We start from the raw sequence: 16,511 nt of genomic DNA, 5'->3' as shown, positions 1-16,511 counted from the left end.
GTCATTGATCTAATACAATCGCGAATACTAATGGAGCCACAATGGTCGCATCAGATTCTATGATGTATTTTGGTGTGTCAATGCCCAGTTTCCCCCAAGTTATCTTTTCATTAGGCACTGCCCCTGAATAAGACCCGTAAGAGGTAGTTGAATCAGAAATCTGGCAGAAATAACCCCATAAAGGCACTCCATCCCTTTGCAAATCCTGATGCAACATCGGTACTACACAAATAGGGAAGTCTCCGGCTATCCCTCCTCCTATTTGGAAGAAACCTACAGTACTGTCTTCTGTAGCATTTTCAGTATACCAATCTGCCAAATACATCATGTACTGAATACCGCTTTTTACGGTATGTACATTCTTCACATCTCCTGTGATACAATGTCCTGCGAACATGTTTCCCAATGTTGAATCTTCCCAACCCGGAACGATAATGGGAAGATTTTTCTTAGCGGCTTCTAACAGCCAGCTATCTTTGGGATCAATCTGATAGGACTGCTCCAGTTTGCCTGAAAGCAAAATCTTATAGAAGAATTCATGAGGAAAGTAGCTTTCACCAGCTTTATCGGCCTTAACCCATTCCTCCAGAATCACATCTTCGATTCTTCTCATGGCCTCCATTTCTGGAATACAGGTATCAGTAACCCTGTTCATATGTCTTTCTAGCAAATCCTGTTCCTCTTCTGGCGAAAGTTGGCGATAATGTGGAACTCTTTCATAATAATCATGCGCAACCAGGTTAAAAACATCCTCTTCCAGGTTGGCTCCAGTACAGGTAATAATCTGTACTTTATCCTGACGGATCATTTCAGCCAATGAAATCCCCAATTCTGCGGTGGACATGGCACCTGCCAAAGTAACCATCATCTTACCATTATTGTCCAAGTGGGCTTTGTAGCCCTCTGCAGCATCGATCAACGCAGCTGCATTAAAATGCCTATAATTGTGCTTGAGAAATTCTGTAATTTTCATCTGGTATAGCTTTTAAATAATTGCTAAAATTACTGATATATTTGACACAAAAAAAGCCCGGATCAAACCGGGCTTTTTCATTCTATATTTTTGATAACGATCTGTTACTTGCCTTCTTCTTTGGTAGAATCAGTAGTAGTTGTAGCAGGCTTGTCTGCATTTCCATAAGCATCATTCAATCCTTTTGTAACTGAAGTGGTTACATCAAGGGCATCATGTGCGTACCATACCCCACCACCTCTGGTGTAAGAAAGAATCATTTCAAGGTTATTTTCTTCAGCATATCCTTTCAAAAACTCCTGGATTTTGTCATAAACCTCATTGTATAGGTTTGCTTCATCCGCAGAAAGTTCCTGCATCAAATTATCTCTATAGGTCACCAAGTTTCTCTCCTTCTTCATCAAGTCTTCTTGCTTGGCTCTAGACTGGTTCGGGGTCATGTTTTGAGCAGTCTGCTGGAAGTTGCTTACCTCTTGCTCAAACCCTTTGGCTCTATTAGAAAGCTCACTCTCATATCGCTTGCCTTTCTCAGAAATTTCAGCTGACTTATCCTTGAAGTACTGGTAGTTGTTGATTACACTGTCCGTGTTGATATAAGCAATATTCAAATCACTCAAATCCACAGTACTTTCTGATGAAGCTCCTGCTCCAGCAGTTGCATTTTCATTTCCCTTATTATCACAAGCAGACAAAAGCGCTCCTGCAATACCTAAAATTCCTAGTGCTTTACTAATTTTTCTCACGTTACTGGTTTATTAATTCAACTTGTCGCAAATATAAACAAAGTTCTCATTCTACAAATCGAAATCTAAATTGTTCATATTTTTTAACATTAATCCCTAAAGATATATTTTCAATTAAAACTTACTCAAAAGAAGATTTCCTGAGCCAGGCGAAAAGTATTGGCATGAGCCTCAACGATATGGCTGATTTTCTCAGAATATCCACCTCCCATACAACACATAATTGGAATTTGGTAGCGATGTGCAGCACTCAAAACCAACTGGTCCCTTTCCTTACACCCAGCTATACTTAGCCCCAATCTCCCCAATTTATCAGTTGCCAATACATCAACACCACTTTGAAAGATAATAAAATCAGGTGCCACCCTTTTTATGAGAGGTTCTAGGTATTTCTTTAATAGATTCATGTAGAATTCATCCCCCACTTTGTCGGGCAATGCCACATCCAAATCTGATTTTTCTTTATGCATAGGATAATTGGATGCACCATGCATACTGAAGGTAAACACCTCTGGAACATTTTGAAAAATTTCAGCAGTGCCGTTTCCTTGATGCACATCAAGATCTATTACAAGCACCTTACTTACCAGCTGGTTATCCAGCAGATAATTGGCTGATATAGCGATATCATTTAGCAAACAAAACCCTTCTCCTTTATCCGAAAATGCGTGATGGGTTCCTCCTGCAATATTCATGGCAATCCCATATTGTAGGGCAAAAAGACATGCTTGGACAGATCCATGCATGATATTGATTTCCCTTTCCACCAAAGACTTACTAAGAGGAAACCCTGTTTTCCTTATTTCTGATTTGGAAAGGGTCAAATTCTGAAGTTTATTTACATAAACAGAATGATGGGTATTTAGGATCCATTTGCTTTCCAGACTCTCTGGGGTAAAAAGGTTGTCCTCCGTAATCGTTCCTTCATAAATCAACTGTTCGGGCAATAACTCGTATTTCTCCATGGGGAACCTATGCCCAGGAGGAAGGGAATGAGCATATTTTGATGACCAGGCAATTTTCAACATAGTTGGCAAAATAAAACCGTTTGCTGAATATCAACAAACGGCAAAAGCAAATGGTTGTATTTTTCTTACGATTTATTCTTCTACATCTTCATCCTCGGACTGGAAGGCGTACATCGTGTCATCCAATACTATATTATCATCATTAAAATCCTTTATAAATTTGCTGATCACCTTTTCATCTATGTGTTCGACATTCAAGGCTACATCCAAGCCAATTCCATAATCATGATTGGTATCTTCGTCTATAAACTCCTGAACCTTTACAGATTCATCTTCTTCAATCTCCATGATGATTTCTGTGATAAACCATCCTATTTCTTCCTCATCACTGTTTAGGGGCTTCAGATTTCCATTCTCATCCTCTTCGTAATTAATCCCCTTGAAATTCGGGAATTTTTTTGCCGCCTTGTGCTCTGCCAATTCATAAACCTCGCTGGAATGATGAAGTCGCAAGGTGTACATTGCGGCATCATAAATCACTTCCCTACCCTCATACATCCCAATAAAGTAGAAATTCACATACTCATCACTATTATCGGGAGAAGGCACTACTTTAAAGTTTTTTCCAGAAGCTTTCAACTCAGCCTTAAGAGCATTTACTATCTCGGGCTTAAAACCATCATTCTTGTATTGCATATTATAATTCGAAAAGGGTGTTAGTAAGTAGATATTATGCCTAGCATAATATAATGTAGGTAAAAATATAAAACAGTTACAGCCTAATTGTAACTACCTTTTATCAAAATCAAATTACAATTATTTGACATAAATAAAAAATCGTTACTTGCAAAAACTGATTTCATATTTTTAATTATTAGGCTAGAAATTTTAATTAATTATTATCAAACAAAGAAACGCCAAAAATGGTGTTTATTATAGATAATATTAAACTAAATAATAAAGCCCACCAAAATCCATCCACCTCAAATCCCGGAACTATATTGGCTGCCAGTAGGATAATCAAAGCATTAATGACCAATAAAAACAATCCTAATGTTACTATGGTAATAGGTATGGTAAGAATAATCAATAAAGGTTTTACTGTATAATTCAATAAACTCAATACAGCCGCAATAATGACAGCCACCCAAAAATCCTCTACACTTACACCCGGTAATAGGTAACTTGCTATGATTACAGCAAGACCTGCTATCACCAATTGTACTAATGCATTTCCACACCCTTGTTTTGCCATAGGAATTATTGTTTTTTAACCACCACTAAGCGCTCCATGACAATAATTATTGACTAAGAGCATTTTAAATTTTACACCTATCCCGACATTATACAATCCGAGACAGTTTAACTATCCTAAAACAGTGCTCACATAAATCTTTATAATTCAAACTAATTTCAATATTCAAATTAGCAGAACCATATCGCCTTGAACTTGTAAACATTTATAATTTTTACCTTAATTTCCTGTAATTCCAGTTAAAAAAAATGATTTAATTTCAAAAACCTAGGCTTAAAAACATGAGTTAAGTCATAATATATTAAAAATATCAAGAACACTTTTATATTTTCTCTGATAAGGGATTATCTTTGTAATCTTAAATCAATTCTAAATTACGTGATTCTAATAGTATTCTTCCTACTTCATTGGTATTTCTCCCTGTTCTGCCAAAGTTTCTTTCTGCACCGTTACGCAGCCCATCAAATGTTCGTAATGAACAAGTTTTGGGAGAAATTCTTCTATGTGTTTACATGGGCTTGCCAGGGAAGTTCTTACCTATCTCCCCGTGCCTATGCTATCCTTCACAGGATGCACCACGCCTATAGCGACACTCCTAAAGATCCGCACAGCCCACATCATACAGAAAACCTGTTTACCATGATGTGGAAGACAAAAAATATTTACAACGAATATTTCTCATTCAGGCTAAAGCCTGAAGAAAGATTTTCCAAGGACGTTCCTGATTGGAATAAATTCGACCGCATGGCAGATAATATGATGGTCAGAGTAGCCTGGGGTTTGTTGTATGTGGCTATTTATGTACTTAGCATCAGTGTATTTGAACTTCCAGGAACGCATTGGTGGATGTATTTCTTACTTCCTATACATTTCTTGATGGGACCAGTACATGGTGCTATAGTAAACTGGAGTGGTCATAAGTATGGATATGCCAATTTTGACAATAACGACCAATCTAAAAACAGTCTTTTGCTGGACGTTTTGATGCTTGGTGAGTTATTTCAAAACAACCACCACAAACTTCCAAACAGACCTAACTTCGCGGTAAAATGGTATGAGTTTGACCCCACCTACCCTGTTGTAAAATTGTTACATTTTACCCGCATAATAAAGTTGAGAACGCAATAAAGAATCTTAATAGGACACTGCTTAATCAGTGTCCTATTTTTTTTCATGCATTAACTAATCATTTAATTAAAACTACTGATATAGTTGTAAAACTAAACCATTCTCTTTATTATTGTTCAGCCAATAAGAAGATCAAGTTCCTGCTTGTTATTTACAAACTAAATGCTTAAGTTGACAAATAAAAAACAACTAGATAAGATGAGAGAGTTAACAAGAGCCGAAGAACAAGTCATGCAAATTTTATGGGATATCGAGAAAGGATTTGTCAAAGATATTCTTGCAAAAATGTCTGAACCAAAACCAGCCTATAATACGGTTTCAACGATAATCCGTATTCTAGAAAGAAAAGGTTTTGTCAAGCACAAAGCCTATGGTAAATCACATGAATATTACCCTATAGTAACCAAAGATCAATACAGAAGTTTCTCAATAAAAAACTTACTATCCGGTTATTTTGGAGGTTCATTTTCCAAGCTCGCTTCATTCTTCGCCAAGGATGAGAACATGGATATTAAAGAACTTGAAAAATTGATGAATGAAGTCAAGGACGATGTAAACCCTGAGTAATGGCACATTTGGTGAACTATATATGGCAGAGTACCTTCTGCCTGTTATTTTTTTTCGGGATCTATTGGTGTTTTCTCAGAGGGGAGAAAGTTTTTACGCTTACCAGAGTTTTTCTCTTGATCTCCCCTGCTTTGGCACTTTTGTTCCCACTGATCGAAATTCCTGTTGCATTTACAAAGCCTACAATATCATTAGAAAACACTGATTTTCTACAGGCCTTGACTTCCCTAAATGCACAAGAAGAAGTGGTGGGAACATTCGGCCTTCCAGAAGTGACGGTAAGAAGTACCAAGCTGCCCATTTTATTAGAATGGAAAGACTATTTATTTTTGGGGTATTTGGTTATATCGTCTCTACTAGCAGCAAGGCTTTTATGGCAATTACTGCAATTAAGGCTTCTAAAGGAAAAGGGCTGGTACCAAACTGTTTATAACCTCAAACACCAATACTTTTATATCCCTACTTTTGGGCTGGCTCCCGTATTTTCATTTTTCAACAAGCTTTTTTGGGATGATACCCAAGAACTTAATGAAAATGAAAAAGCACATATCATCAAGCATGAAATTGAACATATCAGGCAAGGACACTCTTGGGACATGATTTATTATCAAGTCTTGAGTATTTTATTCTGGTTCAACCCAGCCATTCACCTCATGCGCATAGCGCTGATAGACACCCATGAATATTCGGCAGATGCCAATGTCCTGAGACAAACTGAGAATAAAGAAACTTACAGTAAGTTAATTGTCAAAATTGCATTTAAGGGACTAGATCTTCCTATTGGCAACCATTTTATAAGATCTACAACTTTAAAAAGAATTATGATGATGAAAAAAGCAGAAAAGACCAATTGGTTCAAATTGCTGATGGTAATTCCATTAACCGCTATGTTATTGGGCTTGGTTTCCATGAAAACTACACATTCAAATGGATTACTTTCAGAATTCACCAACTTAAGTATCAATTCCATCAGGAATCAAATTGTATCTGCGCAGGATTCGATTAATGTCAACACCCGTGTAGTTAAGATCAAATCACCCAAACACTATGAATATGTTTCATCTTTAGAAGATGGGAAAATCACTGCTCAATTTGGTGATTTACAATATGAAATTAGCAATATCTCAGATAATGATGAATACAGCAAAGTCTTGGAAATGCTTAGTATTTTCAAACAAAACTCTTCTTTTACCAAAGATTACGGAATAGAAAACCTCAAGCAAACGGCTGACTCTATGCCTTCTCCCAAAGGTGGAATGGAGGCCTGGAACATGTTTTTGTCCAAAAACCTAAAATTCCCGCAAGAAGCCAGACAGTTAGGTGCCATAGGAACCGTTTATATCGAGTTTGTGGTCGATAAAGAAGGTCATATCCTCTCACCCAGCATCAAAAAATCTATGGGAATGGGAATAGATGATGAGGTATTGAGAATGTTCAGTCTAGAGAGCATGCCAGAGTGGAACCCTGGAATGGACAATGGACAAGCCATCAACACCTTAATGGTATTGCCAGTAAAATTCAAAGTCTCAGGAGGTGAAATGGCCCAAAGAAGTCCCTTCTTTAATAAGCATAGTCAGAAGGGTAACAATGAAGTTTTCGATGTAGTGGAAGACATGCCTGCTCCTTATGGAGGTATGGATGCTTGGCTTGATTACTTGGCAAGCAACCTCAAATATCCAGAGCAAGCCAAAGAAAAGGGTGTTGAAGGTACAGTCTATGTAACATTTGTTGTCGACAAAAGCGGTGAACTAAAAGATCCTCAAATCCTCAGGGGAATTGGTAGCGGTGCTGATGAAGAAGCTTTAAGGGTCATTAAAAATGCAGACAAATGGAAACCTGGTAAACAAAATGGAAATGTTGTCAACGTTAAAATGCGAGTGCCTATTAAATTTGCTCTTAACAATCAAAACAAGAAAAAGTCAAATCGCTTGAACGAAGTAGTAGTCGTAGGCTATGGTGCCCAAGCAAAAAAATCTCCTACTGATGGGGTTTCGGTTGATAAAGAAGGGTCAAAAACAAAAAATCTCAACCAAGCAATCTATTTTATCAATGGAGAAGAGTATGATAAAGAAATAATCAGTCAGATTTCTCCTGTAAACATTGCGAACATCAATGTACTTAAGGATGAAAAGGCCACTGATAAATATGATACTAAGGGCAAAAACGGTGTGATAGAAATCACCTTAAAAGAAGGCGTTCCGCTTCCCAAAAAAACACCAAAAGGCTCCTCAAGCGTGGAAGAGGCAAGTCCAAAAATAGAAGTTACTGAAAAACTAGCTGTTGATCAAAATCCGCTTTATGTGGTTAATGGAGTTGTTCAAACCGATAAAGAAATGAAGAAAATGGACCCTAAAAATATTGCATCCATTACGGTTCTTAAAAACGGAGATGCCACCAATTTATATGGTTCAAAAGCTCAGGACGGTGTGATTTTGATTACTACTAAGGAATAATCATATCTCCGGAAAGCTGCCCTTCTCTTTGGTCTTCCAAGACCTGTTCCTTAATTTAGGGTTTAGGCATTAATAAATTCTTAAACCAAAAAACAAAAACTATGGGAAAAGGAGATATGAAAACCAAAAGAGGTAAGATCAACAGGGGAACCTTTGGGGCAAGCAGGCCTCACAAAAATCAAAATGTAAAGACCAGAAAAGAAAAACTGGATAACAAATAAACCACAACCACCAATTTAACACTAGCAAAAGCCTGAACTCAAGTTTCAGGCTTTTGTTTTTTACTCGAATACCTATCCATCTTTCCTTTTAAAGGGAACCTTCACTTTCCAGATCATTATTATCCTCCCCCTATTAGAAAAGTCTTATTCATTTTCTAATTAGCACAAGCCTGATCCAAACCTAGAGCATAGTGCGTAAATAGCTGAAATGATCAACTAATTACTACTATGAAAACACAAACGAATAAATTTCTAGCAACTGGACTACTTATAGCCACTTCTCTTTTTCATATCTCTTGCGACAATGATGACGATATGGACATGCCAGACAATAATGTAGCCTCTCTTTTTGTTTCCTCCAATACTAGCGGAGAAGTCTCTATTATAGATTTTTCTGACGAAAACAATATTACCACGACAACTACCGCTTCAGCAGGAACAGATGCAGACGGGATATATTACGATGCCAGTTCTGATGAAATCATACAACTTGTGCGTTCTGATAACTCCCTTAATGTCTATGGAAATATAATGTCATCAATGATCAATACTGGGCTTAATATTTCCTTGGGAATCAATTCAACAGGAGACTTTGTGAGCGGTAGGGAAATCGCTGTCAGCAATGATATGGTCATTGTGGCGGAATCACCTGTTGAAGCCAATGGCAACCAAAGCAGCCTTTATGTTTACCAAAAAACCTCTTCAGGCTTTTCTTTACAAAAGACCTTTGAGGTAGACTTTGCACTTTGGGGAATCCACCTAGAAGGCAATACGCTCTATGCTATTGTGGATAAGGACAGTGACCTGGCAGTATTTACCAATTTCTTTTCCAATTCAAGCGGGATGATCAGTCCAAGCAAAAGAGTAACTATCGAGGGCATAGTAAGAACTCATGGACTTACCTACTCTATGGAAGATGATTTAATGGTATTGACAGATATTGGTGATGCTGGATCTGATAATGATGGAGCGATTACCATCATCACAGACTTTAGTAATAAATTGAATGCTACCTCCAATGGCGGCACAATATCAATGAGTCAACAAGCGAGAATAGAAGGGAATAATACCGCTTTAGGAAATCCGGTAGATGTAGCCTATAGCGCACAATCTCAAATGGTATTTGTCGCAGAACGGGCCAATGGAGGGGGAAAGGTCCTCGCATATAATTATTTCAACAGCAATGGTAATCCCACTCCGGCCTTTAGCCAAAATGTTGCTGGAGCCTCTGCAGTATATTTTTATGAAGATTAATCTATAACCACTCATATTACTACTCAGGCAAGAGGCTGTTTCATAATTTTATCATAGTTAAATAGGGCACCATTCCTGACATAGCTCATTGATTAGGGAACTGAACTAATGAAACAGCCTCTTTTCACCCTTCTTGTTATTCAGCAGTAAAAGAATTTCACAATGCCTCTTTCTTGAAACAAGGCCAGTAAGACAATCTTTCAAATTCTTTCGTTTTAAAAACACTTTTTAAAGTTCATATAAGGACTTTCTTTAGCAAAAACACCTACCTTCCTATTTCCCTATTGGTTTTATAGGGATTGTACTATTACATAAAATTACCAAAAAGTCTTTTTCGAAAGCTTGCAAATTCAAAATTTGAATAGTTACTTTGTGATATCCTTTACTTTTTAAAAGTTCAGGATTTATACAGAAGAGGTGAGAGACAGGCTCATAGACCCTCTGGCAACCTGGAAAATCCAAGGTGCCAATTCCTGCCAAATGTGAATATCCGCATTTGGAAATATAAATTCTTAAGATATGAATTTTACAAAAGGGACAACACCAAAGACAAAGCAACAAGCAAAATTTTCTGAGTTCAACTTTTATATGTGCCATAAATCAATGCACAAGAATAATTTTATGCCCTTTAATTTCTAATTCAGGCAGACTATTATTTAATACCATTTCTTTAAAAATTTCTTTGTCAATTTAACTAACAAGTTACCAACATGTCACAACCTTATCATTATGAAACCCTCCAGCTTCATGCTGGACAGGAACCGGATCCAACAACAAACTCAAGAGCAGTACCTATTTATCAAACCACTTCATATGTGTTTAATTCTGCAGAACATGGTGCCAACCTTTTTGGTCTGAAAGAATTTGGAAACATCTATACAAGGATCATGAATCCCACTACAGATGTTTTTGAGAAAAGAATAGCAGCGCTGGAAGGTGGAGTTGCGGCCTTAGCAACTGCCTCGGGTCAAGCAGCACAGTTTATTGCACTTAATAATATTTTACAAGCGGGTGACAATTTCGTCTCCTCCCCTTTCCTATATGGCGGAACTTATAACCAGTTCAAAGTAGCCTTCAAGAGAATTGGAGTGGATGCAAGATTTGCCAAAAGTGATAAGGCTGCCGATCTAGCAGCACTTATTGACGATAATACCAAAGCCATTTATGTCGAGACCATTGGTAACCCTGAATTCAATATCCCAGATTTTGAAAGCGTTGCCAAATTGGCCAAGGATAAAGACCTCCCTCTAGTGGTGGACAATACCTTTGGAGCAGCTGGTTTTCTTTTCAGACCTATTGCCCATGGTGCCAACATCGTCGTTCAGTCTGCTACCAAATGGATAGGTGGACATGGAACTTCTATTGGTGGGGTGATCGTAGATGCAGGAAATTACAACTGGGGAAATGGAAAATTCACGCAGTTTTCTGAGCCATCTGAAGGATACCACGGTCTGAATTTCTGGGAGACTTTTGGCGACAACAATCCATTGGGATTGCCAAACATTGCCTTTGCCATTAGAGCGCGAGTAGAAGGCCTGAGAGACTTCGGTCCAGCACTTAGCCCTTTCAATGCTTTTCAACTTATTCAGGGATTAGAAACCCTTTCACTAAGGGTGCAAAGAACAGTGGACAATGCACTGGCAATAGCCAAGTGGCTCGAAAGCCATCCAAAAGTGCAAAAGGTAAATTACCCAGGTTTGGAAAGTAGCCCTTACCATACCTTGGCCCAAAAATACCTTACCAATGGTTTTGGCGGTGTATTGAGCTTTGAATTGAAAGCGGATAAAGAAGCAGCTGCTGACTTTATCAACAATCTCTCATTAGTATCACACCTGGCCAATGTGGGCGATGCGAAGACCTTGATTATTCAACCTTCTGCAACCACCCACCAACAGCTCAGCGATGAAGAACAGTTAGCAGCAGGGGTTACTCCTTCATTGCTACGCCTATCCTTGGGCATAGAACACATTGATGATATCAAGGCTGACTTAAGTGCAGCTTTCGAAAAAATAAAATAGTAAAATGAACTTACAATCACCGTATCTGATTACCGATATGAGCCAAGAAGTTTTCCATTGTGAGGAAGAATTGAAGTTGGATTCAGGAGAAACCCTACAAGAGTTTCAATTGAGCTATACTACCCAAGGACACCTTACCCCAAAAAAGGACAATGTAATTTGGGTCCTACATGCACTCACTGGAGATGCCAATGTCCATGAGTGGTGGAGTGGATTAGTGGGAGAAGACAAATTCTTCGACCCTACCAAATACTTCATTGTCTGTGCCAACCTGTTAGGATCTTGTTACGGTTCCACTCAGCCATTAAGTGAGGACCCAAAAACTGGAAAGCCATACTACTATGACTTTCCAAACCTTTCTACCAGGGATATGGCAAACGCTTTTGACAAGCTTCGGGAGCACCTTGGCATTCAGCAAATAGATACGGTGATTGGCGGTTCACTTGGCGGCCAAGTAGCCTTGGAATGGTCCTACAAACTAGCGGAAAAGGTTAAAAACACAGTCATCGTCGCTTCCAATGCAAAAACCTCTCCTTGGACAATCGGCTTCAATGAAGCGCAAAGAATGTCCATTGAATCTGATAGCACCTGGGGACAAAACAATCCAGATGCTGGCAAAAAGGGGCTTGAAGCTGCCCGAGCTATCGGAATGCTGAGTTACAGGCACCAAGATATCTTCCAAGCAAGCCAAGGAGAAACAGAAGAAAAAATTGACCATTTTAAAGTCAGCTCATACCTTAGATACCAAGGCCAAAAGCTGGCCAACAGGTTCAATGCCCTCTCTTACTGGGTATTGACCAAAGCGATGGACAGTCATGATCTAGGAAGAGGCCGAGGAGGCACTGCAGCTGCACTTTCTCAGATAAAATCCAAGGTTCTATCCATTGGCATCAATACTGACCTCTTGTTTACTAAGGAAGAATCCCAATTTATCAGTAAAAATGTACCTAACGGTACCTATAGAGAAATCAGCTCCATATATGGCCATGATGCTTTTTTGGTCGAAAATGAGCAGTTAAATTATATATTAAAATCTTTTTATCTGGAAAATAATGGCTAAACAGATTGGCTTATTTGGCTTTGGCGTAGTTGGTCAAGGGTATTATGAAATTGCCCAAAAGCACCAACAAGGCCTTGAGCCCGACACCATAGTTGTACAAAACCCTAGTAAAAACAGAAACAGTGAAATTTCCTTTTCCTTTGAACCAAATGATATTTTGGAAAAGGAGATTGAAACTGGAATAGAACTGATTTCTGATGCTGACAAAGCCTATGATTATGTAAGTACACTGCTCAAAAAGGGGAAAAAGGTGATCTCTGCCAATAAAAAAATGTTGGCCACTCACCTGCCTGAGCTTATCCAATTGGAAAAAGACTTTGGAGGCAGCTTATTGTATGAAGCCTCTGCTGCTGCAGGCATTCCAGTAATTACCACATTGGACACCCAATTTGCCGGAGATCAAATTGAATCATTAGAGGGCATACTCAACGGCTCCTCTAACTATATCCTTACCCGTCTTTTTGAAGACGGGCTAAGTATTGCTGATGCCATTAGCTTAGCGCAGGAAAATGGATTTGCCGAAGCTGACCCTAGTCTGGACCTTAATGGAAGCGATGTAAAGAGCAAACTTTCCATTTTGGCACTGCATGCCTTTGGGCAGTATATTGAAGAGAAAAACATTGCTACACTGGGTATTCAGCACATTAGCCTGGAAGAAGTCAATCTAGCAAAGGAGTTTGGTTTAAAGATCAAATTGGTAGCAAAGGCTTACAGAAACGAAGATGGAATAGCCGCCTATATTCTGCCATCATTGGTCAACCCCAAGGATGCACTATTTATGGTGGAGAATGAATACAATGCCATAAAGGTGAATTCCATCAATCTAGGTGAACAGTTTTATTTGGGGAAAGGGGCAGGAAGCTATCCTACTGGAGCTTCAGTATATGCCGACCTATGCAAATTGGAAAACGGATATGCCTATGGCTATGATAAACTGAATGGAAAAAATCCAGTTACCATTGTTCCTAAAGCAGTCCATGAGAAAGTACTTTTAAGAGCTAAACAGCGATCAATTTTAGAAAAGTTTACGGATGTTGAATCAATCATTTTCAGAAATGATCAGTACTGGGCCATCACGCCGCTAAATACTGCTAGTATATTGGAACATGAATCAAGCATCAGTCAGGAAGAATTATCCATATTGGCAATTAATGATAGCCTTGCCTTGGATTTGCTTGAAGACTTCCTCAAATCAAGAGTAGCAACTAGTATAAGCTAAAAACTATCCATGTGAATTCCCCAATAGATTGATTAAATTAAATCATGGAATTCACACAGATCAAAGAAACTTGCCTTTATATCAATGATTTAGATAAGGCTGAAGAATTTTACCACAACAACTTAGGTATGCCGATTATTTCCAAGGAGATGAATCGGCATATTTTTTTCAGGTGTGGCAGCTCAGTATTGCTTTGTTTTATCCCTGAGACCACCGAAAAAGAAAGCAATCTTCCCGCACATTATGCAAGTGGGAAACAGCATATCGCTTTTGAGGTACAGGCAAAGGACTATGAAATCAGGAAAAATGAGCTGATTGACTCAGGAATTAAAATCACCCATGAGCAAGAATGGAAAGATGGGCTGAAAAGCTGTTATTTTGAGGATCCCTTCGGGCATGTTTTGGAAATTGTACCCAAAGGGATCTGGGAATAGTTTTACTGCATCATTGGGAAAAGGTATAGGTATGAGTATTAAATTTTAGTATGTTTTTTTTCATTATCCCTTTTTTCACCACAGATATACACAGGTGTGATTATCAGTCCACCAAAAGTCTGCGTTCATTCTTTTCATCCCAACACTCAGAGCCATTACTATTGTTTAAAATAATTTTATACTTCTGTCTGAACTTTGCTCATCCACTTGGAGAAACGAAATATTCAAAGAAAATCCATTATTTGAATTTGGCCTTTGGAGCATTCGTTTTTGGGACAGTTGATTGAGGCGTAAAGAAAATGAGCTAGCTCGCGTCGTGGAACAGCGAGATCCGCTCATTTTTAGCCTACAGCAAATGGCACAAAATCAAATTGATACAAAAGGCTTCTAATCGGAAACGAAATTACCTCAATTTGAAGAAGACTCCATAGCCTAGATTTTTGGTTCTTTTCATCAATGGAAAAGAACAGAAAACAATAAGATTCCTGCAATGCCTGATTTTGTCCAACATTACGGGAACACCTACAATTTTTGTTGATATGGATCAATATAGGTTATTACTGATTTACCTATCTCCCAGAAATATGCTTGATCTGTTTTACTTATTATCCTCCCAAAACTCAGCATTCTTAATACCCACTTCTTTGGAATTAAAGACAGGATCTTTGCCTTCTTTTAATTGCTTGGTGTAATCATTGAATACTTTTAGGGCCGGCTTTCTCAATAATAAAATGGCAATAACGTTTAACCAGGCCATTATCCCCACTCCAATATCCCCCATGGTCCAAGCCAGCTGAGCTGTACGGATGGCACCATAAAAAGTAGTGATTAAGAACAATAAGCGCAGTCCCCATAAAGCCCAAGCTCTATGCTTATTTCTATTGAGATAACTCAAGTTAGTCTCTGCTATATAGTAATAGGCCATAATGGTAGTAAAGGCAAAAAACAATAATGAAACCGCTACAAATCCGCTTCCCAAATCAGGAAAATGCGTTGCCACTGCATACTGGGTATATTCAGGGCCTATTTCCACACCAGGTAAATTCTCAACGAGAAAGCCTCCCTCAGGATTGATCACATTATATTGCCCGGTAAATAGGATCATCAGGGCTGTGGCTGTACAAACGAACAAAGTATCCACATATACTGAAAAGGCCTGCACCAATCCTTGTTTGGCTGGATGGCTGACCTCAGCAGCAGCTGCAGCATGAGGGGCCGATCCCTGCCCTGCTTCGTTGGAATAAATACCTCTTTTAACACCCCAAGCAATGGCCATACCGAAAACGCCACTAAAAGCCGATTCCAGATTAAATGCAGCACCTATGATCATGCTTAAAACCCCTGGTACCTCCTCGATATTTATAAAGATGATCACTACTGCCATCAATATATAGGCAGCAGCCATAAATGGAATAACCACTTCAGCCACTTTACTGATACGCTTCACCCCACCGATAATGATCAAGCCCAATAATATGGTCACTCCTATTCCGGTGATTTCAGCAGGAATGTCAAATGCATTTTTCATGCTGAGGGCTATACTGTTACTTTGTACCCCTGGCATAAATACCGCCATACTCAAAATGGTAGCAAAGGCAAATAATAGCCCATACCATTTAATGCCAAGTCCTTTTTCTATATAATAGGCCGGACCACCGCGGTATTCTCCATCATTAACTTCCTTATAGAGCTGGCCTAAAGTAGATTCTATAAATGCAGATGCGGAACCCAGAAAGGCAATTACCCACATCCAAAAAATAGCTCCTGGTCCCCCCATGGCTATGGCCGTGGCCACGCCAGCAATATTTCCTGTACCTACCCTACCAGAGATGGCCAAGGCAAAGGCCTGAAATGAAGAAACTCCTTTTTCCGAAGGCTTACCCTTAAACAAAAGCCGAAGCATTTCCTTGATATACCTTACTTGAAGAAACTTGGTCACCACAGAAAAATAAACTCCTGCCACCAAACACAAAACGATCAAGGCATTGCTCCAAACTACATTATTTACAGCTTCTACGATTTCCTTCATGACAACTTATTACGACTCCTAATATCAAACTAAACTTTCCTCACTGGTCCAATCAGCAAACAAAGCCCAAATAAAAGAAAATTATTTAATAAAATTCAAAATTATATTTCAAAAACACCCTAAACCTATCCTTCAAAAAAACATTTTAAGATTATCCAATTTCATATCAGTGGACTAATTTCCAACAGT

Annotated in this window: 15 protein-coding genes and 1 riboswitch; of the genes, 9 read left to right on the top strand and 6 right to left on the bottom strand. The window is 38.7% G+C overall.

Annotated elements, in window-relative coordinates:
* Position 1 precedes the first annotated feature (1 nt).
* The 5 genes from KMW37_RS21635 to KMW37_RS21615 form a co-directional block, all read right to left on the bottom strand.
* Positions 2 to 973, bottom strand: coding sequence for a deoxyhypusine synthase family protein (locus KMW37_RS21635; RefSeq protein WP_215226735.1), 972 nt, complete (start codon positions 971 to 973; stop codon positions 2 to 4).
* 104 nt (positions 974 to 1,077) lie between these two features.
* Positions 1,078 to 1,716 (bottom strand): OmpH family outer membrane protein, encoded by a 639-nt coding sequence (locus KMW37_RS21630; RefSeq protein WP_215226734.1) that lies wholly within the window; start codon positions 1,714 to 1,716, stop codon positions 1,078 to 1,080.
* Between the two features lie 125 nt (positions 1,717 to 1,841).
* Positions 1,842 to 2,744 (bottom strand): histone deacetylase family protein, encoded by a 903-nt coding sequence (locus tag KMW37_RS21625; RefSeq protein WP_215226733.1) that lies wholly within the window; start codon positions 2,742 to 2,744, stop codon positions 1,842 to 1,844.
* A 72-nt stretch (positions 2,745 to 2,816) separates the two neighbouring features.
* A complete protein-coding gene (locus tag KMW37_RS21620) occupies positions 2,817 to 3,380 on the bottom strand; it encodes a hypothetical protein (RefSeq protein ID WP_215226732.1) in 564 nt (187 codons plus the stop codon).
* A gap of 196 nt (positions 3,381 to 3,576) precedes the next feature.
* Positions 3,577 to 3,939, bottom strand: a complete 363-nt coding sequence (locus KMW37_RS21615) for a phage holin family protein (protein WP_215226731.1) — start codon at positions 3,937 to 3,939, stop codon at positions 3,577 to 3,579.
* 378 nt (positions 3,940 to 4,317) lie between these two features.
* On the opposite strand from KMW37_RS21615, the gene KMW37_RS21610 reads away from it, so the two are divergent.
* The 9 genes from KMW37_RS21610 to KMW37_RS21570 all read left to right on the top strand — a co-directional run bounded on the left by KMW37_RS21610 (position 4,318) and on the right by KMW37_RS21570 (position 14,293).
* Positions 4,318 to 5,067 (top strand): acyl-CoA desaturase, encoded by a 750-nt coding sequence (locus KMW37_RS21610; RefSeq protein WP_215226730.1) that lies wholly within the window; start codon positions 4,318 to 4,320, stop codon positions 5,065 to 5,067.
* Positions 5,068 to 5,265: 198 nt separating this feature from the next.
* The gene (locus KMW37_RS21605) at positions 5,266 to 5,634 is read left to right on the top strand and encodes a BlaI/MecI/CopY family transcriptional regulator (protein WP_215226729.1); all 369 of its coding nucleotides are present in this window, start codon (positions 5,266 to 5,268) and stop codon (positions 5,632 to 5,634) included.
* Positions 5,635 to 5,765: 131 nt separating this feature from the next.
* Positions 5,766 to 8,087, top strand: a complete 2,322-nt coding sequence (locus KMW37_RS21600; protein WP_246581599.1) for a M56 family metallopeptidase — start codon at positions 5,766 to 5,768, stop codon at positions 8,085 to 8,087.
* Between the two features lie 101 nt (positions 8,088 to 8,188).
* Positions 8,189 to 8,308, top strand: coding sequence for a 30S ribosomal protein THX (locus KMW37_RS21595; RefSeq protein ID WP_215226727.1), 120 nt, complete (start codon positions 8,189 to 8,191; stop codon positions 8,306 to 8,308).
* Positions 8,309 to 8,536: 228 nt separating this feature from the next.
* A complete protein-coding gene (locus KMW37_RS21590) occupies positions 8,537 to 9,562 on the top strand; it encodes a hypothetical protein (protein WP_215226726.1) in 1,026 nt (341 codons plus the stop codon).
* Between the two features lie 401 nt (positions 9,563 to 9,963).
* Positions 9,964 to 10,073, top strand: a riboswitch (SAM riboswitch).
* A 199-nt stretch (positions 10,074 to 10,272) separates the two neighbouring features.
* Positions 10,273 to 11,580, top strand: a complete 1,308-nt coding sequence (locus tag KMW37_RS21585) for an O-acetylhomoserine aminocarboxypropyltransferase/cysteine synthase family protein (RefSeq protein ID WP_215226725.1) — start codon at positions 10,273 to 10,275, stop codon at positions 11,578 to 11,580.
* Between the two features lie 4 nt (positions 11,581 to 11,584).
* Complete coding sequence (gene metX, locus KMW37_RS21580; protein ID WP_215226724.1) at positions 11,585 to 12,640, top strand: homoserine O-acetyltransferase MetX; 1,056 nt, start codon at positions 11,585 to 11,587, stop codon at positions 12,638 to 12,640.
* Complete coding sequence (locus KMW37_RS21575; protein WP_215226723.1) at positions 12,633 to 13,859, top strand: homoserine dehydrogenase; 1,227 nt, start codon at positions 12,633 to 12,635, stop codon at positions 13,857 to 13,859. The genes metX and KMW37_RS21575 overlap by 8 nt, the downstream gene beginning before the upstream one ends.
* Before the next feature lie 44 nt (positions 13,860 to 13,903).
* Positions 13,904 to 14,293: a VOC family protein gene (locus KMW37_RS21570; RefSeq protein ID WP_215226722.1), complete on the top strand. Its 390-nt coding sequence runs from the start codon at positions 13,904 to 13,906 to the stop codon at positions 14,291 to 14,293.
* Positions 14,294 to 14,891: 598 nt separating this feature from the next.
* On the opposite strand, the gene KMW37_RS21565 is transcribed toward KMW37_RS21570, so the two are convergent.
* Complete coding sequence (locus KMW37_RS21565) at positions 14,892 to 16,322, bottom strand: alanine/glycine:cation symporter family protein (protein ID WP_215226721.1); 1,431 nt, start codon at positions 16,320 to 16,322, stop codon at positions 14,892 to 14,894.
* Positions 16,323 to 16,511 lie beyond the last annotated feature (189 nt).

It is taken from the genome of Echinicola shivajiensis, from assembly GCF_018642165.1.
GTDB lineage: Bacteria > Bacteroidota > Bacteroidia > Cytophagales > Cyclobacteriaceae > Echinicola > Echinicola shivajiensis.
This window is presented reverse-complemented; position numbering and strand designations above follow the sequence as displayed.